This window comes from Cupriavidus sp. C1SS-2L (genome assembly GCF_057073735.1).
In genome coordinates this window covers 1,229,197-1,251,628 of the sequence record NZ_CP172708.1, presented here as the reverse complement: position 1 = coordinate 1,251,628, position 22,432 = coordinate 1,229,197, and the positions used below count along the sequence as shown (strand labels likewise).

The window sequence follows — 22,432 nt, the reverse complement described above, 5'->3', positions numbered from 1 at the left end:
GCCTTCGGCCTGGCTCATCCGAGCACCCGTTCCGTGGGCACATACGTGCAACCATGGGCGCTTGCGACGGCGGCATAGGTAACGTTGCCCTGACAGATGTTCAGCCCGGCGCGCAGGCAAGGATCTTCTTTGAGCGCACGGGACCAGCCCTTGTCAGCAAGCGCCATTGCATAGCCGATGGTGGCGTTGTTCAGGGCAAACGTGGATGTTCTGGCAACAGCCGCCGGCATGTTGGTCACGCAGTAGTGCAGCACCCCGTCCACGACATAGGTCGGATCCGAATGGCTGGTGGGACGCGAAGTCTCGAAGCAGCCCCCCTGGTCGATCGCCACGTCCACCACTACCGAGCCGCCCTTCATGCGGGCGACCATGGCGCGCGTCACTAACCTGGGGGCCTCGGCGCCCGGCACGAGGACTGCGCCAATAACCGCATCGGCCGTGAGCAGCGCGCGCTCGATGGCGTCTGCGCTGGAGTAGAGCGTGACTAGCCGATTGCCATAGACAAGCCCCAGATGCCGCAGCCGATCGACGTTGCGGTCCAGCACTGTGACACGCGCCCCCATGCCGACGGCCATCTGGATCGCGTTGGCGCCCACCACGCCGGCCCCGATCACCACCACATGGCCCGGGGCAACCCCTGGCACGCCGCCCAGCAGCACGCCCATGCCACCTCGCGGCTTCTCCAGGTAGGCGGCGGCCACCTGCACGGACATGCGGCCGGCCACTTCGCTCATGGGCGCCAGCAACGGAAGGCTGCCGTCCGGGGCTGTCACGGTCTCGTAGGCAATGCAGACCGCGCCGGATTTCACCAGCTCCGAGGTCTGCTCGCGGTCCGCCGCCAGGTGCAGATATGCATACAGAATCTGTCCGGGCTTGAGCAGTGCCCGCTCCGACGGTTGCGGTTCCTTGACTTTCACAATCATCTCGGCCGAGGCGAATACCTCCTCGGCATCCCCGGCCAGTTGGGCACCGGCCAGCTTGTAGGAATGGTCGGTGAGGCCAATTGCGGCGCCGGCACCGGCCTGCACCACCACTTGGTGACCGCGGCTGACCAGTTCGCGTACGCTGGCCGGGGTGAGTCCGACGCGGTACTCCTGGTCCTTGATTTCCCTGGGGACGCCGATTCGCATAAGGGTGGCTCACACGGGTGGCAATTCCGGGAGATTCCGGACCAGATGCTTAAATCGCCCCCAGTCGACGGCAGGATGGATCGTGGCCTCGCCGTGTCCATACGCACGCACCAGGACCGACACACGCATGGCCGCTTCGATATCGTTGGCCTCGAAGATATCGAGATAGTCATAGGGCCCGATGGTGGCGTAGCTGCCCAGCCATTTAACGTCAGGACAAGCCTTCTCTAGATAACCTGCGACACCGCGCTCGAGCGCCTCGAACGACCGGGGCTGCCGCAACGATTCCACCGATACACGAGTTTCCATGATGAAGATCGGCATCTGCCACTCCTTTTGACTGGCGGCCCCGGATAGCTGCCGCATAGCTACAGCCTAGCCCCCACTGGGGGCCGGGCTTTGTCTCAGCGCAACTTCTCCAGCAAGCGAACCACCGCACGTTCAGGTGTGCGCCGCCAAGCTTCGGATTCCCGCGTTTCCGATACGATAATTCACGGTTGCGTGTGCCATGGACGCCGGACTTTCCCTAGAGAGCACGCGAAGGAGGCCGTACTCGTACTCGTTGATCTTCAGGCCTTGCGATTGCGCAAGCTGTCAGCACAGCTCGCCAGCGTACCCGCCGCCGACAAGACCTGCTGCACCAGCGGATAAGCGAAAAAGGCCCGAATGATGTGCCGTCACGACTTCCTCCCGCGCGGGCTCGAGTTTGTTGGCGGCACAGTGTTTCGCAGAACAGCAACTTGGCAACGCGCGCGCCGCTACCTGATCCTTCAAGACCGACCCGCCCCACAGCATGGGGTGGTGCCACGGCACCCAGCGCGCCCGTCGGGCCCGGGTGTCGCCAGCTGCGCGTCCCCTGCGAGAGCACGTGTCGGCAGGCGCAGCACAAGGTCGGTCGCATGCCCGCGCGCAGCTACGTGGAAGTGATGGCACGCAATCGCCTTGCCGTAGCGGACGAGCACGCGATATGGACCTGGAGGTGGATTCAGGTAGAGGTATGGCCCTTCACTGACCACCTGCAGAACGATGTCCCGTTGAGCGTTGAACAGCGTGACGGATACATCTGACAATGCGCTGCCGTCGGCGCTGTCGAGGAAGCGCAACCGTACCTTGAACTGTGGGGCAAGGCCGCGCATGACGCTGGCCTCGTCGCTTCCAATGCCGCCCGAGAGATATTCGATCCCGTCCGCTTGCCTCAGCGGGGGAGCGTTAGTGGGCAGCGTCATGGCAACGGCCGCCTGAAGCAGCATCATGCCGGCCACGGCAGCTGAACACAAAGGCACAGCCAGACCGCGCACGATACGCTGCGAGGACTGCTCTCTTCTCAACGAAATAGTGGTCTCAACCATGGCTACTCCTGCCTACGCAGAGCCCTGACGAGGACCACGGGGCATGCCGCATGTGCTATCACGCGGCTTGCTACCGACCCCACGATGGCGTCGAGGAATGCACCGCGTCCGTGCGTACCCATGACGATCGCCTCGGCCTTGACCGCGGTGGCGTATGCGACGATGCGCTCGGGCGCGAAGCCGACAAGGGCGTGCCAGAGTGTTTGCACGTTTGCCCCCTGCAGGATGTCGATGGCGGACTTCATGACCTTGCTGCTTTCGTCGGTATGCCAGGCTTCGATGTCCTGCCTGTTGATATAGGCCTTCACCTCGCCTGACACGTCGGGCAGGCAATGCACCACATGCACGCATATGTCGTCACGGAACAACTTCCGTTCCGCAATGCATCGAGCAGCAGCATCGCTGTAGGCCGACCCATCAGTTGCCAGGACAATATTTTGCATCGCATCCTCCATTCGAAAGCAGCCAAACCTGATGCACCGCATTGAATCGACCGGCGCGAAGTCGCAGGACACATCCGCCTGTCCACTCTGTTTCAAGCTATATCCACTGAGCCGACAGTCCTTGATGCATATCAGCTTACTGGCTTGGCCCTGGCCACAACGGTCCACGCCGGGAGATTTGCGGTGGGTCAACCCGGTCGACCACGCGCCATCTAGCCTTCATAGCATGTGCGGCGCCACCCCATCGATGCTGATGAACCTGGAGGAAGTGGTATGTACAAAAAGATTCTCGTTGCGGTCGACGGCAGTCATGCGTCTCGCCTGGCGCTCTTGGCCGTCATCGATCTTGCAAAGGGCAGCAACGCCGAAGTGAAGGTAATCTACGTCGTCGACGACAGTGAAGCGTTGCTAGAGGTTGCCTTCATCAACCGCGAGGACCTGCTCCGGAACATGAAGGCTTATGGACAAGACATCCTTAGCGGATGCGGAGTTCTCCTGAAAGCTGCTGGCGTGCGCCATTCGGTGGAGCTGATTGAAAAACCTGTGGCAAAAGGGCGCATTGCCCAGACGATACTGTCGCGTGCGGCCACCTGCAACGCGGACCTAATCGCCCTTGGTACACACGGGCGCCGCGGGGTGGCACGCGTTGTCATGGGTAGCGTTGCACAGGGGGTCGTAAGCCAGAGCATCAAGCCCGTGCTTCTTGTCCGCAGCGAACCGGAAGACGAAACATGACCGGCGATTCTGGTGGCTCTATTCGGCAGATTGGTTGGCGCAATGGAGGCGAGAGGAAATCGCCAGATATGTCCCGCTCTCAACGCTTAGCTGTGGCGGCCTGTTGTTCGAACCAGCCCACTATCAGGCGCTGCAGGTCTACCAAGGCCATGGATCCATACTGCAACGTCAGCTCGTGAGACAGGACTTCATTTCCGATCCCCTCGCCCAGGTTGGTAATGCAAGCAATGGCAAGCACGCGCAGGCCACAATGCCGTGCGCTGATCACCTCCGGAACTGTCGACATGCCCACGACGTCGCCACCGATGACTTGCATCATTTGGATCTCGGCAGCGGTCTCGAATGTCGGGCCGCTGAACGCAACGTAGACGCCTTCGGCCCAAGGCAGTCCCAGCGCCTGCGCGACATCTTGCAACCCTTGCCGTAAGACCGTGTCGTACGCGTTCGCCATAGAGCAGAAACGGGGCCCGATTTGGTCATCGTTGGGGCCGATCAATGGATTGCCGGGGAGCAGATTAATATGGTCCTTGATCGCTACCAACCGGCCAGGTTCCAATTCGGGGTGGAGCGAGCCAGCTGCACAGGTCACGAATAACCGGTCGCATCCCATCCGTTTCATTGTACGGACCGCCTGCGTCATACCCGTCGTGCCATGCCCTTCATAGAAATGCTGCCGCCCTCGCATGCACATCAATTCCACCCCACCCAACCGACCCAGAACGACTTCACCGGCGTGGCCTTCAACCAGGGATTGCGGGAATCCCGGCAGCGCCGCATAGGGAATGGCAATGGCATTTTCGATCGCTCGCGCCAAACCACCGAGCCCGGAACCAAGAATCAGGCCAATCTGGGGACGGAATTCGCCGACGTGTTGACGAATTCGTTGAACTGCCTGTTCGGTCTGATCAGGCGCGTCCGCCGACGATGGCAGCGTGAGAGTCATGGCACCTGCTCCCGTATGTCGAGGTTGGTATCATCAAATGGCATCGCTCGCTTTTCGGTGGAAGCAAGAGCGGCCGAGGCAGCAATGCTTGGCACAGGCGGTGATCGACAAGGAAAACCCACCGCCGGATCGCTCGCACAGGTACTGCTGCCCAGGTCCAAAGATCATCTCCCTACCCGCCTCTCACCGGCTGCGTGTTGGCAGCCTGTTTCGTGTCCGCGCCGGGAGGCCTCAAGCTGGGGATGAGGCGAAGACCTCCCAACTGCCGGGCAGCAAGCCCATGCAGGCGCTGCTCAAAATTGCTGAGCGGCGCATGTAGAACCAATAGGCGTTGGCTGTTGTTGCCGAATATCAAAGCAGCGATGCGACACGCACTCGGTCCAACGCTGCTCAGCGTACTGACGCGATAGCTGCTTCAGCCGCAGCAACGGCGCGCTTAACTGCCAGGAAGCTGTCGGGGGTCACGGAGATCGAGTCGATTCCGCATTGGACAAGGAATCCGGCGAAATCAGGGTGATCACTCGGCGCTTGGCCGCACAAGCCCACGTGGGCGTTGGCCTCATGCGCCTGTGTAATAACGTTCCGGATCATCCATTTGACCGCGTCGTCTTCCTCGTCGAACAAGCCAGCAAGATTGGCCGAGTCGCGATCCACGCCGAGCACCAACTGTGTCAGGTCATTGCTGCCAATCGAGAAGCCGTCGAAGCGTTGGGCGAAAGCCTTTGCCAGGATGACATTGGACGGAATTTCGCACATCACGTAGACCTCAAGTCCATCCTTGTGGCGCACGATGCCATTCTCCGCCATTACCTCGAGCACCAGATCCGCTTCTTTGGTGGACCGGCAGAAGGGAATCATGACAATGACATTGTTTAAGCCCATTTGTTTGCGCAGGCGGACGATCGCTTGGCACTCCAAGGCAAACCCATCCCGATAGAGGGGTGAATAGTATCTTGAAGCCCCACGGAATCCGAGCATGGGATTCTCCTCCGTAGGTTCGAACTCCGCTCCACCAATCAGCCGCGCATATTCATTCGTCTTGAAATCGCTCATGCGAACGAGCACAGGTCGCGGATATTGCACGGCGGCAATCCTTCCCAATCCACGCGCGAGCCGGCTCACAAAGTACTCTGTCTTGCTGGCGTAAGCAGCCGTCAGCTCAGCGATGGTTCGCTTTGCTGTGTCGTCCTTGAGAGTGTCGTAGCGCGCCAGCGCCATTGGATGGATCTTGATATGGTTGCTCACTACAAACTCCATCCGCGCCAACCCGACGCCGTCGGCGGGCATTCGCCACCAGCGAAATGCTGCCGCCGGATTTGCCAAATTCAGCATGACTTTGGTGCGGGTCGTCGGGATACTGCCAAAATCGATCTCCTCGACTTCGTACTCGGCGATACCTTCGTAAACAAAGCCCTCCCGGCCTTCGGCACAAGACACCGTCACATCCTGTTTCTCATGCAGCACGCCAGTTGCATTGCCCGTCCCGACAATTGCGGGAAGCCCTAGCTCCCGGCTGACTATCGCCGCATGGGAAGTTCTCCCTCCCTGGTCGGTGACAATTGCAGCCGCGCGCCGCATTACAGGTACCCAGTCGGGATCGGTCGTCCGTGTCACGAGCACAGCGCCATCGACGAAGCGCCCCATCTCTCGCAAATTCTCGATGACACAAATAGGACCGGTCGCGATGGCATCACCAATGCTTACACCGGTAACCAATGGCATGCCAGCTTTCTTGATACGATAGGTCTTGATCGCACTTGATTCGCGTCGTGACTGGACGGTTTCAGGGCGGGCCTGCACAATGAATAGCTCTCCCGTTTTGCCGTCTTTCGCCCATTCAATGTCCATGGGCTGGCGGTAGTGATCGGCGATCGCGCAGGCCCAACGCGATAACGTGAGGATTTCCTCGTCGCTCAGCACGAAAGCTTCGCGTTCTCCTGAGGTCGTGGATACATTCCTTGTCGGGCAGGTAGAATCGCTTGTGTATATGAGCTTCCTGGCCTTGGTGCCCAGCTTTTTCCCGACGATAGGCGTGAGGGAAAGATCTGACAGCAACGGCTTGAACACTTCGTACTCGTCGGGATCGACGTCTCCCTGGACGACGTTCTCACCCAGCCCCCATGCCGCGTTGATGAGAACCACTTTATCGAAGCCGGTTTCGGTATCGATGGAGAACATCACACCAGCGCCACTCAGGTCAGAGCGCACCATGCGCTGCACACCGACGGACAGCCCAATCTGCAGGTGATTGATTCCCTTCGCTTGGCGGTAGCTGATTGCCCGATCGGTGAAAAGGGACGCGTAGCAACGGCGGCAGGCGTCGAGCAAAGCGTGCTCGCCTCTGATGTTGAGATAGGACTCCAGCTGCCCTGCAAAGCTCGCCTCCGGAAGATCTTCGGCGGTGGCACTGGAACGTACCGCGACGTCCACGTTGGACTGGCCGGTCCGCCTATTCAGGGTGGCATAGGCCTGCCCAATCGCCTGAGCGGTCTCTCTAGGCCACTCGCCGGTGAGGATTGTGCGGCGCATCTTCTGCCCTGCGTCAGACAGAGTGAGCTTTCCGCTGGCAAGGGCAGAAAGCGTTGATGACAGCACTGCGCGCAAGCCGTTTGCCTCAAGGAAATTCCAGTAAGCGTCGACAGGAATGGCGAACCCGGGGGGCACACGGATGCCGTGAGTTGTCAGGCTGGCTAACAGTTCACCCAGCGAGGCGTTCTTGCCGCCCACGCGCCAGATGTCGGCACGCCGAAGTTCCTCAAACCAGACTAACTGCGTGGTATTGATAGCCATCAACTGCTCCTCTAGTCTTCCACCTGACGCCAACGACCTTATCGGCATAGGCTGCACGCCGCACCTGTCATCAGCGTCAGACCGTGACGTCGGCGCGGGGGCAGCGGCGTCATTCGTGGCGCAATGCAAGCGGTGTTAACGCGCCAATCGGCGGCTCATCTCAGCGGCACGGGCAACTCGTGCTCGTGCAAAGCAGCCAGTCATCTTCTAGCGTATTCACCTGGAATCGGAACGTCATGTCCTGTGGGTGGTCCGCGACGACGATGTCTCGCACCTGGTCACGACCCTGGTATCCGACCGTGAGTCGGTACGCACCTTGCTTGAGCCGCATGTATAACAGGGAACCACCGGCGACAATGTGCAGTAACCGCTTGCCATCGGCGCTGGCCACGACCACGGTCGCCCCGCTTAGCGGCCTGGCGCTGCCCGCATCGATCATGCTGAGTCGAACATTAAAGCGCGGGGCGACATCTTCCATGGCCCGCCTGCCGGCTTCATCGTCTCTGGCACAGGCGTAGGGAATACCCCGCTGCTCCATGATCTGCACGCGGTCTTCCGCAGGTTCCGTCCGCGTCGCGCAACCCGCTGCCACCAGCACGGCCAACAGCGACAATATCGCGATGCCAATTCCTTTCGAGATCCGCATATGCCTGTCCTCCTCTGAATCTCGATAACGGCCCCGATTTCCGGTCAACATGGGAGCCGACTGTACAGGGTGGGTCGCCATTAGATCGATCCTTCGCCAGCAGCACTGGGCGAACCGACCTTGTAGTGACTGGCTCTGAGACGGAGCCCGATTAGCGCCTCCCCGTACCCATTACGATGACGTCCGCGCTCCACTGATCGCCTATGCGCGGATCGCCTCCCCAGTCCTGTGAGGCTGCCTGAACCTCCGCCAACCCCCATGCTCGTTCGCTCGCTAGTAGCACTTAGGCGTGTGGGCCATTGTCTGCCCGTGAGGGTAAAGATATCGGCCATCTTTGCCGTGGTTAATCTCAAAGACGAAATCGCGGTTGTCCGCGACAGACCTAGCCCAATACAGGGGCGAGTTTGGTTCGGCACGGTTTGTTCAAACGTAGCGCGCGCCAGGTGAGCTGGGTTGATGCGTGTCAACAAAGCCTCGCGTCTGCGTCGCACCCTGAGTCGCATTGGCCTGACGCCAACCAGTTTCCTCACGTCATGCGGGCCTAGGGCAGTGACGACTGAAGTCCGTGATGGTTGTGGGGGCAGAGGGTGTGCCAATCCGCGGGCGCAGCCGTGGATTTCGCCGCACACTAAACCGGTCGCGAATTGGAAAGGACTGGCAGGTCCACGCATTCGCGTCCCGCATTGAACAGCGTGACCATCCGCGGTGCCGCTTGGCCGTCGATGTTGTACTTCTCATTCACTGTTGTCAGATTTCCCTGACAAGCCGTCACCATCGTCCGACACCGGCGTTATCCGCGCCATACAAGAAGAAGCGCTCCAGCCGTACAGCACTCTCGTCCAAGGCTGATATCGGGTAAGCGCCGCGCCGCCCATACTCCAGGCATCCACGCAGGCAAAGTCGCTGGCTCGGGTTTTCGGTCACATTAGTCCCACACCAGTGGTCTGCCGGGCGCACCAGGTACAGAAGAAAGGGGCGTGCGATGACCAACGACGCGCAATACATCGAATCCGCAGCAGGTCTGACGGCACTGGTGGGAACGCTTGCGCCTGGCGCGCATCTCGTGACGCGTCGCCAAGGCTACATTCATCACGGCATCTATGCCGGCAACGGCGAGGTCATACACTATGTCGGATTCAAGGGACTCCTGCGCTGCGGCCCGGTCGAAAAGACTACCCTGGCGGACTTCTCCAACGGATATGGTCTCAGCGTCGAAACGAGCACGGCGGCGCGATATATCGGCGTGGAGATTGTCCGGCGAGCGACGTCGCGGCTTGGTGAAAATGACTACCACCTCCTTACCAACAACTGCGAACACTTCTGCACGTGGTGTCTGTCTGGTCAGGGCCGCAGCCAACAAGTGGAGACACTGATGACCCGGCCATGGCGTGCGGTGCGAGCCATCCTCAGCATTCTTTTCGCAACGCCGGCGCGCGCGGCGGCATAGCCCGCCGCCAGCCGCTACACTGAAACGATCGTCAGGCAACGGCAGCGAGGTCATCCCTTGGACGACGTGGTATTGACGGCGGCATTGGCGATGCCGGACGCCTACCCTTATCCGGTCGATCGCGTGCAGGTCATCGAGACCCACATTTCGCGCGTGTTTCTTGCCGGTGACTTCGCTTACAAGGTCCGCAAGCCGGTGCGATTCGATTTCCTGGATTTCTCGACGGCGCAAGCGCGCCGTGAAGATTGCCAGACCGAGCTCAGGCTGAACCGCCCCCTGGCCCCGGGACTCTATCTCGATGTGGTCCCCATCGTTGCCGGGGACACGGCCGGGTCCGTCAAGGTCGAAGGCGCAGGCACCCCCGTCGAGTACGCCGTCAAGATGCGGCGCTTCCCACAGCAGGACCTGTTCAGCGAAATGCTGACCGAGAACCGATTGCGGGCCGCGCATATCGATGCCCTTGCCGAGCGGATGGCCCGGTTCCATCATGATCAGCCTTGCGCGCGCCTGGAAGAGGGATATGGCACGCCCGCCCGCGTGCATGCGACCCTCGACGAATGCCTCGGCGGTATCGAGCGGCTGGACGACCGCTCCGGGCTGTCGACCGAGGTTTCCAGACTGGTTCGCGCCCGCGCAGCCGCCCTTGGTGAGGCGATACGGGCGCGCCTACAGAGCGGTCATGTGCGCGAATGCCATGGCGACCTGCACCTGGGCAACATCGTATGGCTGGACGGTGAGCCAACGCCATTCGATTGCCTGGAGTTCGATCCGGGCCTGCGCTGGATCGACACCATCAGCGACATCGCCTTTCCTTTCATGGACTTGCTCCATCATGGCCGGCAGGACCTGGCCTATCGCCTGCTCAACGCGTACCTGCAACATTCCGGCGACTACGCGGGGCTGAAGCTATTGCCGCTCTATGTCGCCATGCGCGCGCTGGTCCGGGCGCGCGTGCTGCTTGAACGGTCGCACCAGCGGCGCAACACGTTGGACGCGCCGATGTCGGCCGCCCATGTGGAATGCCGCAATCTGCTGGCCCTGGCATGGCGCATCCTTGCCCGCCGCCCAGCCGCGCTAGTGGTGATGCATGGCTTGTCTGGCAGCGGCAAGTCGACCGTCGCTGCGGGAATCTCGGAAACGGTGGGAATGGTGCGCGTGCGCTCGGACGTCGAGCGCCGGCGACTGCGCCACGGCGCGCGGGCGACAGACAGCCGGTATGACACAAGGGAGACGGATCGCACCTATGAACGCCTGCGGGCCATTTGCCGTATTGGCTGCAGTGCGGGATTTGCGATGATCGCCGACGCCACGTTCCTGTCTTGCCGGCAGAGGGACCGCGCCATGGCCCTGGCGCGCCGTCTCGGCGTGCCGTTCTTCATTGTCCAGTGCGAAGCACCCGTCGATACGCTGCGAACGCGTATCCTGGCACGGGCTCAGTCGGGCCAGGATGCATCCGAGGCCGACTGCGCCACGCTGGCCTGGCAACTGCGCGTACAGGAGCCCCTGACCGAGGCACAGCGTGCCTGTGCCGTTCCGGCAAGCAAGTTCACCCCGCCCTTTTTGCCGGCCTGACGTGCCGCAGGCTTCCCGCTTGCCTGCGGCCGTCATGCGCCGTGCGGGGTCGATCTGACCAACACAGGTCATGGCGTCCTCGGCAAATTGACTTGCCTCAATCAAGCCCTTGACGCGTATCCCGGCGCGCCGTGATCGGCGTTGCTATGCCGGCGCGTTGAGCCAACTCCGTAGCGCGGGATAGACGCGGTTGCGCCACACGGGGCCCGAGAACAACCCATAGTGGTCACAACCCGGCACGGTAATCTGCGCACATAAACGTCTATCAAGACGGCGGCATAGCGCCTGCGCGGCGTGGGTCTGCCCCGCGCCGGTGATCGCATCCAGCGCCCCTTCGACCGTCAGTAGCCGCGTTTCCCGCATGGCTGCTGCATCCACCGGCACTTCCCCGATGGACCACAAGCCACGTGGCAACAGGTGCTCGCGAAAGACGATCCGCATGGTATCCAGCACGAATTCGGCCGGCATGTCCATCATCGCCGCATACCCCGATACGGCTGCCGGCACGAGATCTCGCTGCGCTCGGAACCTTGGCCACGGATACGGCAGCGCATCGAGCACCAGGGCCGCCAGCCGTTCCGGCTGACCACTTGCCAGCGTAGGCAACTGCAGAAAGCCCGGATAGACGATGCGTCCCGCCCCGCGATACCCATGCGGCACGGCGCCTGTGCAGTGCTCGAGAAACATCGGTACGGGCGTCATCGCCGCAATGTCGCCGAGCCTGGTCGGGTGAAGCCTTGCATCCACAGGGCCGCCCATCAGCACCAGCGCCCTTACCTGCTGTGCCTCTCTGGATGCCAGGCGAGACACGGCCGCCAGGCCGGGAACGGTCGCCTGGCAGATCGCTACCACATCCAGGAACGCCGGATCGAGAAGCGTCATGAACTGTTCCAGCAGCAAAGCGCAATCCGCCAGTCCGAACGGACCGGCTTCCGGCGGCACGTCCCGGGCGTCAATCCAGTCCGTGACATAGACATCCGCATCGACGAGCATGGCTTCGATCGCATCGCGGACCACCACTGCACGGTGCCCGGCCAGCGGCGCGCACAGCATCCGACGTACGTCGCGGCCGTCGCCCGCCGAGAAATGCAGCAAACGGCAGAACTGGGCTTCGGCCACAACGCCGATTTTCACGGGTAAGCGTTTGCCATCCCGGCAGACCGTATCCAGTTGGTAGGACGGCGGCCCGAACTGGCGCATCGACCTCTGGAAGAGCTCATAGGCATAGGCAAACTGGGCGCCGCGCATGGCGGAAAAGAATGTCCCCATCCCTGCCCACGCCGCGGAAAAGTCATCCGGACTGCCTATCGAGGAATTCATGTTGCGGCTGCCAGAGGGTTCCGGCCGCTTATCTGATTTGTGCTGGGCGCGATGTCACCAACGCGATCGACCGACAGGCGCATGTCGCCGGTGTCTCCGATGATCTCGCTGTCATGCACGCGCCTGACATCAAGATAATCCACAGAAGGGGCGCTTGCTTGAGGCAGCGCAAGCTTGTCTCTAACGTTTGCGCCTGCACCACCCCTGCTTCATCCGACCCAGCCTTGACGGAGCGCAAGCCACGGCCTCCCGTGCGGTCTAGATTTTGAGGCAGGCAGCGCCGTCCAGATCCGTACGGCGCGTTCCACACTCACCGATGCGAGTCTTCCATGAACGACCTGAAGCGACTTCCGTACGAGCCCGTCAAAGGCCTGTTGCCACGTCCGGCCGTGGGCACCAGCGAGCGCGTCATCACGCTGCCCGAGCCCGACCGGACATCGGGCATGCCTCTGATGGGAACTCTCTGGCTGCGCAAGAGCACGCGTGAATTCGACCAGCAACCCTTGCCGCTGAAGCAACTGAGCGAACTGCTGTGGGCTGCCGCCGGCGTCAACCGCTCGCTCGGTGGTGGCCGTACCGCGCCATCGCCATATGGTGAGACCGTGATTGACGTCTACGTCGCACTACCGGCGGGCCTCTATCGCTATGACCCGGTGCACCATTGCCTGGAACTGAAGCGCGCTGCCGACTTGCGCAGCATGACGGGCTACCAGGACTTTGTCGGCATGGCGCCGCTTGACCTGGTCTTTGTGGCCAACCACGGGCGCATGCAGGACATGCCGCCGAAACTGCGCGAGACATTCTCCGCGGCGGCGGCGGGAGCCATGGCGGAAAACGTCTACCTGTACTGCGCATCGGCAGGGCTTGGCGCCGTCGTACGTGGCTGGCTGAACCGGCGGCTGCTCGCCGAGCATATGTCGCTGAACGAGGATGAGGAGCCGATCCTGTCGCAGACCGTCGGGCGGGCTGCCTCGCATGTCACTACACAGGCATGACGGCGCGGGAGAGCCAACGCTTTTATCAGGAGACACTGAGATGATCAAGAACACGGGAAGCGCGGAGCAGATCCGCAATGAAATCCTGCGTCGACTGCAGGAAAATGCCGACCTCCTTGTCGACGCTTGCCGTGATTCGGAGATTCCGCTCCCGCTACGCGTCGACCCCGGCACAAACAGCGGGTGCAACTGGCGCATTGAAGCCTTCCCCGGCGTCACGCCAGCATGCCAGGCCGCAGTCAAAGCCATCACCGCCGAGATGATGCGGGAGTACGATCTTCCCTAAACGCCTTCGCCGTCCTGAACCCATGGCCGGGGGCGCGCCCGCCTGTACGCGCCCTCGTTTTATTTTTTGCGATGCGGAAGTCCAGGCCCCGTCGGCTCCAATCCGTCAGTGGAGGATCAAATGGCAGAACGAGAACGGTCGTACAAAGGATTCCGGATTGTGATCTTCGTGCCCGATAGCATGGCTCCGGGCGCGTCGAGTTCAGTCGGTCGCGTCCAGATCAGCGGGCCGAACCGCGATATGGGCGTGCGCTTTACGCCGGACTGGCTTCATCCGCCCGCAACGCCGCAGGAAGCAGAGAACTGGCTGTTCGCGTATGCGGCCGGCGCCATCGACTGTGAACTGGCTGGCGGCTTCGGCATGGATCTTAGTCACGAATAGCATACCTGCGGGGCGCCACGCCTTACTGACGATCACGAGCGAACAGACGTTCGTGCCCGCGCTGGCAGTCAGCACATCGCCTGGCGGTCGGGTAAGCTTGCAGACGCGAATACGGTATCGCCTCGCCGCAATCCGTACACGTGCCGTATTGCCCCGCCTTCATGCGTTCCCTGGCCGCCCGTATGTCGGCGAGTTCCGTGCGGTAATGTTCCAGCATCGCGTCCGCCTGGCGCTGTACGACTTCCTCTTCCGCCAGGTCAGCATCGTCTCGCGCCTCCCGCTGCATTGGGCCCGCAAGCGGCGAGGCTGCCGTCCCGACGGCATCCCGGATGCGGGCCTCGCTGGCGTCCAGTTGCACGGCCAGGGCCGCCAACTCCTGCGTTGTCAACTCGGGCATGACAGGTCTCCTTGATCCTTCATCATCGCTTTCTGCTCGTATGTCGAACTCTGGTGCTTTGCGTGATGCCGAGATGTATGACTCGGCATCCATATGGAGAGATGCTGGAACGGGAATGCCCAGGACAGCAAGGCGCTATGTGCCGCTTTCCGCTTCTGCTGCGGCGAAATGGCGCGCGAACCATCCGGCCGCAAGCCGCCCTACCTGTTCGAGCGCACCCGGCTCTTCGAACAGGTGGGTCGCCCCGGGAACCACTTCCAGCCGCTTCTCGCAGGATATCCACGCCGCCGCGCGCGCATTGAGGTTGACGACGACCGGATCGGCTTCCCCGACAATCATCAGCAGCGGAGACGCGAGGCGGCAGAGTGCGTCATGACCTGCCAGATCGACACGCCCGCCCCTGGACACCACGGCATCGATGCGCAGATGCGCCGGCGCCGCCGCGGCGGCACGCACGGCGGCGGCCGCGCCGGTGCTCGCACCAAAGTAGCCAAGTCGAAGATCGCGCTGCCCTGCCAGGCGTTCAATCGATTCCGTCGCAGCGCTGAGCCTGTCGCTCAGCAGCGCAATATCGAAACGCCGCCTCAGGCCAATATCCTCTTCCGGGGTCAACAGGTCAAACAGCAAGGTACCGATGTCCGCATCATGCAGCATCGACGCGACCAGACGGTTGCGCGGGCTATGGCGGGAACTGCCGCTACCGTGGGCGAACAGTACAAACCCGCGGGCTGCATCAGGCATGGCCAGCTCCCCCGGAAGGACCACGTCATCCGCGTGGATCATTACCTGCTGCGCAGTGACGAGTTTCATTCGCGCCCCCTTCTTGTTCGGGTGCTCCGATCAATCCCGGTGCCAGTTCACATGCAGTTCGGTTTCCGCATGGTCGTAGTCGATCGCAAGCTTGCCGCGGTAAGCGTGATGGATGGCATTGCCGATATCGCGCGCAAGGTGCACGCCAGTGGTCGCGATGACGGTGCCCTGGTCGTCGGAATCGATGGACATCAGCCGTTCCATCGGATGCTGCGCGCGCAATCCGGCTTCCCTATGGCGGACAAGAGCGAGGATCTCCGTGCGATGGGCGCCCTCAAAGCCGCCTGCAAGCACCACCCGCGCCGCCGGAATGCCGTCAGCGGTGCGCGCGCATGCCGAACACACCAGGTGTGCCGCGCCGGAGGGCGCCGGGCGCCATTGCCAGTGGCCCCGCATGAAGACAGCGTGGCAGACGGGACAGGTCGCCACAATTGGCGCGGCGGCGGGCTGCTTGTAGCGGTCGGAAATGTGCTCGACCGGAAACGGACTCCACCGAACGGGTCGGACTTTCACGAACTGTGCGCGGACTTTCATGTTGGGCTCCTCGTTGATGGGATTCTTCAGCGCGCCTAAACGCCAGGCGTGCAGGTGAAGATGGTGCACCTGGCGGCGTCAACTTCGGCCAGGTTTCGGGTTGGCGGCAACCGCTGGTCACATAGGGATAAGCTATGCGCCCGGCCAGACCACGACTTAAGCTGGATCAAAGAAATTGCACCGGCGCTCGGCGTACACAGGAAAGGACTGACCCAGTTTCGGGCAAATACCACAGCCAAGCGTTTCCACATTCGTTGATACCGAGCAATTTCCGTTGCCATGGCTTGCCTATGTTTGAGGAAGCAGAGCCAGGGACCAGACCGGACATGACGACGCTTTTGATCCTCCTGAACATCGTTGCGTTCTCTGGCGAGGTGGCGACAGACGGTGCTCTGGCACAGCAATTCGCACTATGGCCACCCATACTTGGCATGCCGGCGGACGGTGAGGTCAGGTTCGCGCCGTGGCAGTTGCTGACTTATGGCTTCCTGCATGCCAACCTCGCACACCTGGCGTTCAACATGCTCGGCCTGTGGATGTTCGGCCGGAGCGTCGAGGCAAGTCTCGGGCCCGGCCACATGCTCGCTGTCTATTTGGCAAGCCTGGTCAGCGCCGGTTTGATCCAGTGTGCGGTGCTTGGCTATATTGCGCCGGCACACATGCCCACCATCGGTGCTTCCGGCGCCGTGTTCGGGCTATTGAATCGACGTCATCGGCTGGCATGCTCCCGTCTCAGCGCGCGATCAGACAGGCAATGACCTGCTCGTCTTCAACCTGCGGAAACTCGCCATAGCACTCACCGACTGCGCGGAATGCTGGCGGCGATTCGAGGCAGACCACTTCATCCGCATACGGACGCAGGCGCTCCAGCGTCTGCCGAGGTGCTACCGGCACTGCGCATACCAGGCGTGAAGGCTTCTGCTCCCGGACGGCGTGCAGTGCGGCGATCATCGAAGCGCCGGTCGCCAGGCCATCGTCAATGATGATCACCACACGGCCCGCCACGCTGGCGGCGTCACGCCCGGGCGTGTACATGGCCCGGCGGCGGCGCAGCGTTTCAAGCTGGCAGGCCCGTTCGCGGTCAACGTATACGCTGTCCGCACCGTACATCGCGGCATGGGGAGTCAGATACGTCCAGCCACTCTCGTCCACAGCGCCGATAGCAAGTTCAGGGTTCCCTGGTGCTCCAAGCTTGCGTACGAGCACGACGTCGAACTCCGCGTCGAGCGCTTCGGCAACGATCGCGCCCATGGGGACGGCTCCACGCGGAACAGCCAGCACAAGCGGATGCTTGCCAGCGTATCGGCGCAGCGCCTTCGCCAGTTGCCTGGCGGCGTCCTCCCTGTCGATGAACGGCATGTTGTCCTCCTTCTGCGGCCCTCGCTGAGTCATGCGGGAAAACCAACGCTTTGGGCCAGGACAACGCGTTGGTCGGGGTCCAGCCGCATCGCCTTTGCGAGCGCGCGCCGATCCAGCAGCCCCCGCGCCACCGTGGCCAAGCCCGATGCGGCACAGAACAGGTAAACGTTCTGGCTGATGTAGCCGGTATCCAGCGCGGTATAGAACTGACGCATCGGCTTGTCAGTCTCGTCGAGCTTCGACAGCCTGCTGACATAGACGAGGTCAAGCGGCGCAGTGGATACATAGTCTTGTAGGCCGGTGGCCGCGCGGAGGTCTTCGCCGGTCACCAGCCTGAGTCGCCACGCTGCCGGTTCGAGTGCATAGAGCCCGTCCGGCATGGCAACGTACACGTCGATCTCCTGCCAGTTGCGTGCGGATGGCGCAGTGCGCAAGCCGGTATCTGGCCGGTTGATGCCAAATGCCGCCCACAAGAGCGTGGACAGCAGTGCCTCGTCCAGCGGACGCTGTGCAAAGCTGCGGACAGACCGGCGCTTGTGAAGCGCGGTCATCAACGGCATGCCGCCTTCGGTCTGAGGCTCCGGCAGGTTGATGTATTCCACGGGGACTTCGGATGAAACGATGGGATGGGTCACGTCACGCTCCTGAATTTCGAGGGCCCTGGCATCGTGCGGAAACAGGTGGCGCCGGCCGTCGTGTTCGCTGCGCTGCGCGCTGCACGTTTCATGGCCGGTAGTGTGCCGGCGAACGCATGGCGGCGTTTTCAACGGCATGGCGCTCGGCCCAGCGATGCGCCTGCGCGATGCCAATGCGAATCGCCATGCCTTCACCGTAACCCTGTTCCAGCAGCGCATTGGCGATCGCGATCGCTTTCGCCCTGACTTCGGGTTGAAGGTTCTTCATCGAGATGGGAAAGTAGCTGGAATTCCAAGGCATCGCGCCACCACGCTCATTCGGGGGAGGTGGGCGCCTGCGCGCTCACCTCCCCGTCGCGCTTCAGGACAATTCCAGATCGTCCACCACGGCGCCAACTCCGGGCGCAGACCAGGCCGCACCAACTGCGGCCAGTCGTTGCGCGCGTGAATCTACCCGGCCGCTCAGCGTCACCGTGCCCTCTTTCATCGAGACATTGATGTGCTTCGCTTCACGCTCGGCATGCCGGCGCAACGCAGCTTCAATGCGTTCGACCACATCGTCGGGCGCGGGGCGCATCCGCATCTTGATATGGTTCGTCACACCGGTCACACCGCGCAACTGCGACACGGCACGCTCGGCAAGCTTGCTCTGGTACCCCCACTCCACTTCGCCCGTCAGCGTGACGCGGCCCTTCTCGACACGCAGCTTGATCGCATCGGCAGGCACGTGCACATGCCATTGCAGAGCATCCCGTGCGGCGGTGGCAATCGCCTCATCGCTGAATTCCCCGTGGGCCGGACATCGAGGTTCACTACCACCGCGCGCACGCCAGAGACCTTTTCCGCAGCACGCTCGGCTGCAAGCTTCTCGGCATAGCTGGGCAGGTGACCGCTGAGCGTTACCACGCCCTCGCGTACCTCCACGCCAATGGCTGCCGCATCGATGGCGGGATCCCAGTCCAGCTCTTCCGTGACGTCCTTCTTGAGTTGAAGATCGGTTTTCATCGAGACATCTCACAACATGGATTTGAGGAACGGCATGCGACGCGCCTGTGCGGCGGCGAGGTCCGCCATTCCTGCAATGGTTCAGACATGAAGCGCCGATTGGGTATGGCCGGTGCGCTCGCGCTCCTGCTCATTGCTGATGATCGTGGATAGCATGCCCCACTCCGCCGCCATGGCGCCGACAATGTCGTCCATCGAAATCACTCCGATGAGCGCTTCACCATCGAGCACGCCAAGCCGGCGCACACCATGCGAGAGCAGCAACTGCATCGCATCGGCAACACCATTGTGGCGGCCGACAGTGACCAGCCCGCGCGTCATGATGTCCCCCACCTGATTGGTGCAAGGGTCTGTCCCGGCCGCCGTGCTGCCAAGCACGATATCCCGATCGGTCAGCACACCGGCAACGCGCGTGCCTGACGCCGTTGCTTCCGTGACGATCAATGAGCCCACATGCTGATCACGCATTTGCACTGCTGCTTCCTGCAATGTGCAGGAAAGCGGAATATGGACAGGTTCACGCGTACAAAGCTCGTCGATTCTCATTGCCGTACTCCTTTTCAGACATGGTTTCACTTCACGGTAATCCGCTGTTGCGGCGATGTCTCCTTCTTGGGCAGGACCACGCGCAGCACGCCGTTGTCGTAGCTGGCCTCGACCTTGCCCTCGTCGATGCTGGCGTCCAGCGTAAAGGCTCGCTGCATCGAGCCGCTGTAGCGCTCGCGCCGGATCACGCGTTCGCCCTCTTTTTGTTCGGAGGACTTCTCCACCTTTGCGCTGATCATCACCGTGCCGCGGTCAACGGATACGTCGATGTCCTCCTTCTTCACACCAGGCAGTTCCGCAGCCAGGGTGTAGGCGCTCTCCGATTCCGACACATCGACCTTGAATGCCAGACCGTTATCTGCAGTCCCGCGGAATGAGCGCAGCATGCCCTGCAGCATGTCGCTGATGGGTTCGACAGAGAACGGATCAAAGTGCCTGAGGTTGGTCATGGTGATCTCCTTGGAAACTGGAACAGAACCGAAAGGCCGGCTGCTTCCAGATTGGCAGTTGAGCGCCGCGGGCGTTTGTTCTGCATCAAGGCCGCTGCATCGACTTCCATGCGGCGCTGGAGCGACATTGCCGAAGTCGGAATCCGCCGCGACGCTGTCAGGTAAACCTGACAGGGCATGCTTCAAGCCTGACACCAGTCTCAGCCCCGCCTGATTTCGAAAGGGGCGGCCGGCGACGATACTGCGGACATGAGCCACCGCACCCAACTCCACGACTTGGAGTGGGTACGGATGCCGAAGCCGACTTGCCGACACTCGAGGCGCTTCGCCCCGATATCGTGCTGGTCGGACTGCGCACCGGACAAAGCCTGCGGCACGTCCGGTTGCTCACAGTAAAGCTGCCGGAAAGCACCTTGATCGTGCTTTCCAACAGCGGGTCTGCGCTGATGCGCAAGGCCTGCCTGCGGGCCGGCGGAAGCTATTGCTTCGACAAGACGCTGGAAGTCGACAAACTGCGCACCGCTCTGCTGGAGATCTCCGGCACAGCACCAAGAAGCAGCGAACCATAGGAGTACCGGGCTCTCGGGGCCAGCAGACGCGCCCCTGATAGCACCGCCATCTGGAGACAACGATGTTCGGAACCAGTGACTCGCCGTCGGCCGACCTCGAGCAACACGCGATCAGCGCCCCCCTTGACCGCCATGCAAGGCTGTCCACCGAAAACGCACCGAAGCCGGGTGCCCAGTGCTCCACCTGCATGCTCCGGCACATCTGCATGGCGTCCAACCTCGACGAGACGGACATAGTGCGCCTGAACAGCGTGGTGAAGAACTGGAAGATGGTCAGGCAAGGTCAAGCGCTCTACCGCGCCGGAGATCCGTTCCAGAGTATCTACGCGCTGCGTTCGGGCTCGATCAAGACCGTGCTCTCTCACCCTAGCGGCAGGGAATGCGTGTCCGGCTTTTTCCTTCCCGGCGAAACGCTCGGCCTCGACGGCATTTCGACAGAGGTCCACACCTGCGACGCCATTGCCCTGGAAGACAGCGCCGTCTGCGTGATCCCGTTCCACCTGCTGGAAGCCCTTTGCCGCGAAGTCAAATCGCTGCAGCAACAGGTGCACAAGATGATGAGCGCGGAAATCGTGCGCGAGACCGGCCAGATGATGCTGCTCGGCAACCTCACGGCGGAGCAGCGCGTGGCGGCCTTCCTGCTCAACATCTCGCGTCGCCTGCAGCGCAGGGCTATTCGCCGACATGCTTTACGTTGCGCATGACGCGCGAGGACATCGGCAGTTATCTGGGCATGACCCTGGAGACCGCGAGCCGCACGCTGTCGCGCTTCCAGCAGGAAGGACTGATTCGGGTACAGGGCAAGCAGATCGAACTGCTGGATCTTGAAGCACTCGATCTGCGATAAACCTATGACGTTGCTCATGCCGGTCGGACAGGCGCAAGTGCGGTGCTTCGTCCTGATGTTCCAGGCTGGTCGCCAGCTTGCCGGCAATTGCCTGGCTGACGCGTGCGTGCCCCGCTTGCCACCTGGGTGATCGCCGAAACCAGCTCGGTCGCAGCGCTTTCCTTGGTCAGATAGCCCGCCGCACCGGCCTGGAACGCGCGCACGATGTATTGCTGCTCCGCATGCATGGTCAGTACCAGGATGCGCAGCGCCTGTTGCTCGTCCCGCAACAGGCGGATCAGTTCCAGGCCGCTGCGGCCTGGCATCGACAAGTCGAGCAGCAGCACCTGCGGCGCGCAGTCGCGCACGAGCTTCAGGACCTGGCTGCCGTCGGCGGCTTCGCCTACCACATCGAATTTGCCGGCGCGCTCCAGGATATGCTTGAGACCGTCGCGCACGACGGCATGGTCATCGGCAATGAGCACGCGCGTCATTTCATAACCCTTTTTCCAGAGGAATCCGATCACATGAACGACCTTCAGGTCGGCGTCGCAGAGGGCGGCCAGTCCGATCGCATGGTCCAGGGCCATGTCGCTGCAGTGGCTGCCGTCGACTGCCACGAGAATCTTCTTGTACATTCCATATCTCCGTCAGGTTGCCTGCAAGGCGGGCGGGAGGCTAGGCCTCTCTGGGCGATATCCACGCTGGCCTTACGATGGCTTCGGGCCTTGTCTGACGATTGCGCAGTGCCGCGGCGAACGCTGCCAGCGGTTCAGCGGCCGCGCCGCTCTGCACGTCGCGCTGCTTGAGCACGAGGGCGGGCCCCGGCGTCTTGCCGGTCAGGAAGGCAATGTCGTCCTCCGCGCGGAAACCGCCACGAGAAGCCATGACGCAGACTGCGGACACGGAACCGGAGAACGGCGCATGGTCCAGCAAGAACTTGCGCGTGGGCGCCGCCAGACGTCCGAGCCATACCGGTGCAACGACAACCACATGGGCGCAGTCGCTGGGTAGCGGCCCTTCGTAGTGGCATGCCGGCGTGCGATGCAGCAGCATGTCGAGCACGCAGCGCAAATCGCCGTATAAGCGGGCCCTGGGATTCTCGTCCCGAACTTCTGCCTGCCCCCAGCCGGTGTACGCCGCCAAGGTCTCCGCGACTTGCCTGGCCGTGCCGGTCCGTGAGTAATACACGATCAGGGGGAGGCTCCTCACCCGACGTCGGGCGCGCCGGGACATGCATGGAATGCTAGGAAGCTGAGGCGAAT

At 62.2% G+C, this 22,432-nt stretch carries 25 protein-coding genes and 3 pseudogenes; 9 read left to right on the top strand and 19 right to left on the bottom strand.

All coding sequences use genetic code 11. The annotated features are described in order from the left end of the window. Positions 1-14: 14 nt before the first annotated feature. The 4 genes from ald to ACIGJG_RS05880 form a co-directional block, all read right to left on the bottom strand. Complete coding sequence (gene ald, locus ACIGJG_RS05895; protein WP_011297347.1) at positions 15-1,130, bottom strand: alanine dehydrogenase; 1,116 nt, start codon at positions 1,128-1,130, stop codon at positions 15-17. A gap of 9 nt (positions 1,131-1,139) precedes the next feature. Further along, positions 1,140-1,454 (bottom strand): GYD domain-containing protein, encoded by a 315-nt coding sequence (locus ACIGJG_RS05890; protein WP_011297346.1) that lies wholly within the window; start codon positions 1,452-1,454, stop codon positions 1,140-1,142. A gap of 446 nt (positions 1,455-1,900) precedes the next feature. Then, positions 1,901-2,479 (bottom strand): carboxypeptidase-like regulatory domain-containing protein, encoded by a 579-nt coding sequence (locus ACIGJG_RS05885; RefSeq protein WP_483672882.1) that lies wholly within the window; start codon positions 2,477-2,479, stop codon positions 1,901-1,903. Between the two features lie 2 nt (positions 2,480-2,481). Then, the gene (locus ACIGJG_RS05880) at positions 2,482-2,922 is read right to left on the bottom strand and encodes a universal stress protein (RefSeq protein ID WP_140953604.1); all 441 of its coding nucleotides are present in this window, start codon (positions 2,920-2,922) and stop codon (positions 2,482-2,484) included. A gap of 273 nt (positions 2,923-3,195) precedes the next feature. Between ACIGJG_RS05880 and ACIGJG_RS05875 the strand changes: the two genes are divergently transcribed. Next, positions 3,196-3,657 (top strand): universal stress protein, encoded by a 462-nt coding sequence (locus tag ACIGJG_RS05875; RefSeq protein WP_011297343.1) that lies wholly within the window; start codon positions 3,196-3,198, stop codon positions 3,655-3,657. A 79-nt stretch (positions 3,658-3,736) separates the two neighbouring features. On the opposite strand, the gene ACIGJG_RS05870 is transcribed toward ACIGJG_RS05875, so the two are convergent. The 3 genes from ACIGJG_RS05870 to ACIGJG_RS05860 form a co-directional block, all read right to left on the bottom strand. Continuing rightward, positions 3,737-4,600, bottom strand: coding sequence for a purine-nucleoside phosphorylase (locus ACIGJG_RS05870; RefSeq protein WP_483672880.1), 864 nt, complete (start codon positions 4,598-4,600; stop codon positions 3,737-3,739). 390 nt (positions 4,601-4,990) lie between these two features. Further along, entirely contained in the window at positions 4,991-7,390 is a 2,400-nt protein-coding gene (gene ppsA / locus ACIGJG_RS05865; protein ID WP_483672879.1) for a phosphoenolpyruvate synthase, read from the bottom strand. 160 nt (positions 7,391-7,550) lie between these two features. Next, positions 7,551-8,036 (bottom strand): carboxypeptidase regulatory-like domain-containing protein, encoded by a 486-nt coding sequence (locus ACIGJG_RS05860; RefSeq protein WP_483672878.1) that lies wholly within the window; start codon positions 8,034-8,036, stop codon positions 7,551-7,553. 982 nt (positions 8,037-9,018) lie between these two features. On the opposite strand from ACIGJG_RS05860, the gene ACIGJG_RS05855 reads away from it, so the two are divergent. Continuing rightward, on the top strand, positions 9,019-9,483 hold the full coding sequence (locus ACIGJG_RS05855) for a lecithin retinol acyltransferase family protein (protein ID WP_483672877.1): 465 nt from the start codon (positions 9,019-9,021) through the stop codon (positions 9,481-9,483). A 57-nt stretch (positions 9,484-9,540) separates the two neighbouring features. After that, a complete protein-coding gene (locus ACIGJG_RS05850) occupies positions 9,541-11,055 on the top strand; it encodes a bifunctional aminoglycoside phosphotransferase/ATP-binding protein (protein ID WP_483672876.1) in 1,515 nt (504 codons plus the stop codon). Between the two features lie 144 nt (positions 11,056-11,199). Here ACIGJG_RS05850 and phaZ read toward each other — a convergent pair whose 3' ends face one another. After that, on the bottom strand, positions 11,200-12,375 hold the full coding sequence (gene phaZ / locus ACIGJG_RS05845) for a polyhydroxyalkanoate depolymerase (RefSeq protein ID WP_483672875.1): 1,176 nt from the start codon (positions 12,373-12,375) through the stop codon (positions 11,200-11,202). A gap of 329 nt (positions 12,376-12,704) precedes the next feature. Here phaZ and ACIGJG_RS05840 point away from each other — a divergent pair, with 329 nt between their 5' ends. The 3 genes from ACIGJG_RS05840 (at position 12,705) to ACIGJG_RS05830 (ending at position 14,037) form a co-directional block, all read left to right on the top strand. Continuing rightward, a complete protein-coding gene (locus ACIGJG_RS05840; protein ID WP_483672873.1) occupies positions 12,705-13,370 on the top strand; it encodes a SagB/ThcOx family dehydrogenase in 666 nt (221 codons plus the stop codon). 40 nt (positions 13,371-13,410) lie between these two features. After that, positions 13,411-13,656, top strand: coding sequence for a hypothetical protein (locus tag ACIGJG_RS05835; RefSeq protein WP_483672872.1), 246 nt, complete (start codon positions 13,411-13,413; stop codon positions 13,654-13,656). 120 nt (positions 13,657-13,776) lie between these two features. After that, positions 13,777-14,037 carry a hypothetical protein gene (locus tag ACIGJG_RS05830; RefSeq protein WP_220631468.1) on the top strand — a complete coding sequence of 87 codons (261 nt, stop codon included), beginning with the start codon at positions 13,777-13,779 and terminating at the stop codon, positions 14,035-14,037. A 22-nt stretch (positions 14,038-14,059) separates the two neighbouring features. On the opposite strand, the gene ACIGJG_RS05825 is transcribed toward ACIGJG_RS05830, so the two are convergent. From ACIGJG_RS05825 to ACIGJG_RS05815, 3 genes are all read right to left on the bottom strand, one after another. After that, positions 14,060-14,434, bottom strand: a complete 375-nt coding sequence (locus ACIGJG_RS05825) for a TraR/DksA family transcriptional regulator (RefSeq protein ID WP_011297337.1) — start codon at positions 14,432-14,434, stop codon at positions 14,060-14,062. 135 nt (positions 14,435-14,569) lie between these two features. Continuing rightward, positions 14,570-15,244 carry a dienelactone hydrolase family protein gene (locus tag ACIGJG_RS05820; protein WP_011297336.1) on the bottom strand — a complete coding sequence of 225 codons (675 nt, stop codon included), beginning with the start codon at positions 15,242-15,244 and terminating at the stop codon, positions 14,570-14,572. A gap of 30 nt (positions 15,245-15,274) precedes the next feature. Beyond that, the gene (locus tag ACIGJG_RS05815; protein ID WP_483672871.1) at positions 15,275-15,778 is read right to left on the bottom strand and encodes a BCAM0308 family protein; all 504 of its coding nucleotides are present in this window, start codon (positions 15,776-15,778) and stop codon (positions 15,275-15,277) included. A gap of 290 nt (positions 15,779-16,068) precedes the next feature. Here ACIGJG_RS05815 and ACIGJG_RS05810 point away from each other — a divergent pair, with 290 nt between their 5' ends. Continuing rightward, on the top strand, positions 16,069-16,536 hold the full coding sequence (locus ACIGJG_RS05810; RefSeq protein WP_483672870.1) for a rhomboid family intramembrane serine protease: 468 nt from the start codon (positions 16,069-16,071) through the stop codon (positions 16,534-16,536). On the opposite strand, the gene ACIGJG_RS05805 is transcribed toward ACIGJG_RS05810, so the two are convergent. The 6 genes and pseudogenes from ACIGJG_RS05805 to ACIGJG_RS05780 all read right to left on the bottom strand — a co-directional run bounded on the left by ACIGJG_RS05805 (position 16,511) and on the right by ACIGJG_RS05780 (position 19,772). Then, positions 16,511-17,137, bottom strand: a complete 627-nt coding sequence (locus ACIGJG_RS05805; RefSeq protein ID WP_483672869.1) for a phosphoribosyltransferase — start codon at positions 17,135-17,137, stop codon at positions 16,511-16,513. The genes ACIGJG_RS05810 and ACIGJG_RS05805 overlap by 26 nt on opposite strands. 29 nt (positions 17,138-17,166) lie before the next feature. Further along, positions 17,167-17,772 carry a nitroreductase family protein gene (locus tag ACIGJG_RS05800; protein WP_166486993.1) on the bottom strand — a complete coding sequence of 202 codons (606 nt, stop codon included), beginning with the start codon at positions 17,770-17,772 and terminating at the stop codon, positions 17,167-17,169. Positions 17,773-17,860: 88 nt separating this feature from the next. Further along, a complete protein-coding gene (locus ACIGJG_RS05795) occupies positions 17,861-18,073 on the bottom strand; it encodes a DUF2188 domain-containing protein (RefSeq protein WP_011297331.1) in 213 nt (70 codons plus the stop codon). A 60-nt stretch (positions 18,074-18,133) separates the two neighbouring features. After that, a pseudogene (locus ACIGJG_RS05790) lies at positions 18,134-18,777 on the bottom strand (BON domain-containing protein). Between the two features lie 81 nt (positions 18,778-18,858). Beyond that, positions 18,859-19,323 (bottom strand): CBS domain-containing protein, encoded by a 465-nt coding sequence (locus tag ACIGJG_RS05785; protein ID WP_011297329.1) that lies wholly within the window; start codon positions 19,321-19,323, stop codon positions 18,859-18,861. A 26-nt stretch (positions 19,324-19,349) separates the two neighbouring features. Further along, on the bottom strand, positions 19,350-19,772 hold the full coding sequence (locus ACIGJG_RS05780; RefSeq protein ID WP_011297328.1) for an Hsp20/alpha crystallin family protein: 423 nt from the start codon (positions 19,770-19,772) through the stop codon (positions 19,350-19,352). A 281-nt stretch (positions 19,773-20,053) separates the two neighbouring features. Between ACIGJG_RS05780 and ACIGJG_RS05775 the strand changes: the two genes are divergently transcribed. Then, positions 20,054-20,341 (top strand): hypothetical protein, encoded by a 288-nt coding sequence (locus tag ACIGJG_RS05775; protein WP_011297327.1) that lies wholly within the window; start codon positions 20,054-20,056, stop codon positions 20,339-20,341. A gap of 62 nt (positions 20,342-20,403) precedes the next feature. Beyond that, positions 20,404-21,188: pseudogene (locus tag ACIGJG_RS05770) on the top strand (helix-turn-helix domain-containing protein). A 1-nt stretch (position 21,189) separates the two neighbouring features. On the opposite strand, the pseudogene ACIGJG_RS05765 reads toward ACIGJG_RS05770, so the two are convergent. Both ACIGJG_RS05765 and ACIGJG_RS05760 read right to left on the bottom strand, forming a co-directional pair. Continuing rightward, positions 21,190-21,661 (bottom strand): annotated as a pseudogene (locus ACIGJG_RS05765) (response regulator); the annotation flags it as partial. 184 nt (positions 21,662-21,845) lie between these two features. Then, positions 21,846-22,403, bottom strand: coding sequence for a flavodoxin family protein (locus ACIGJG_RS05760; protein WP_483672868.1), 558 nt, complete (start codon positions 22,401-22,403; stop codon positions 21,846-21,848). Between the last annotated feature and the right edge of the window lie 29 nt (positions 22,404-22,432).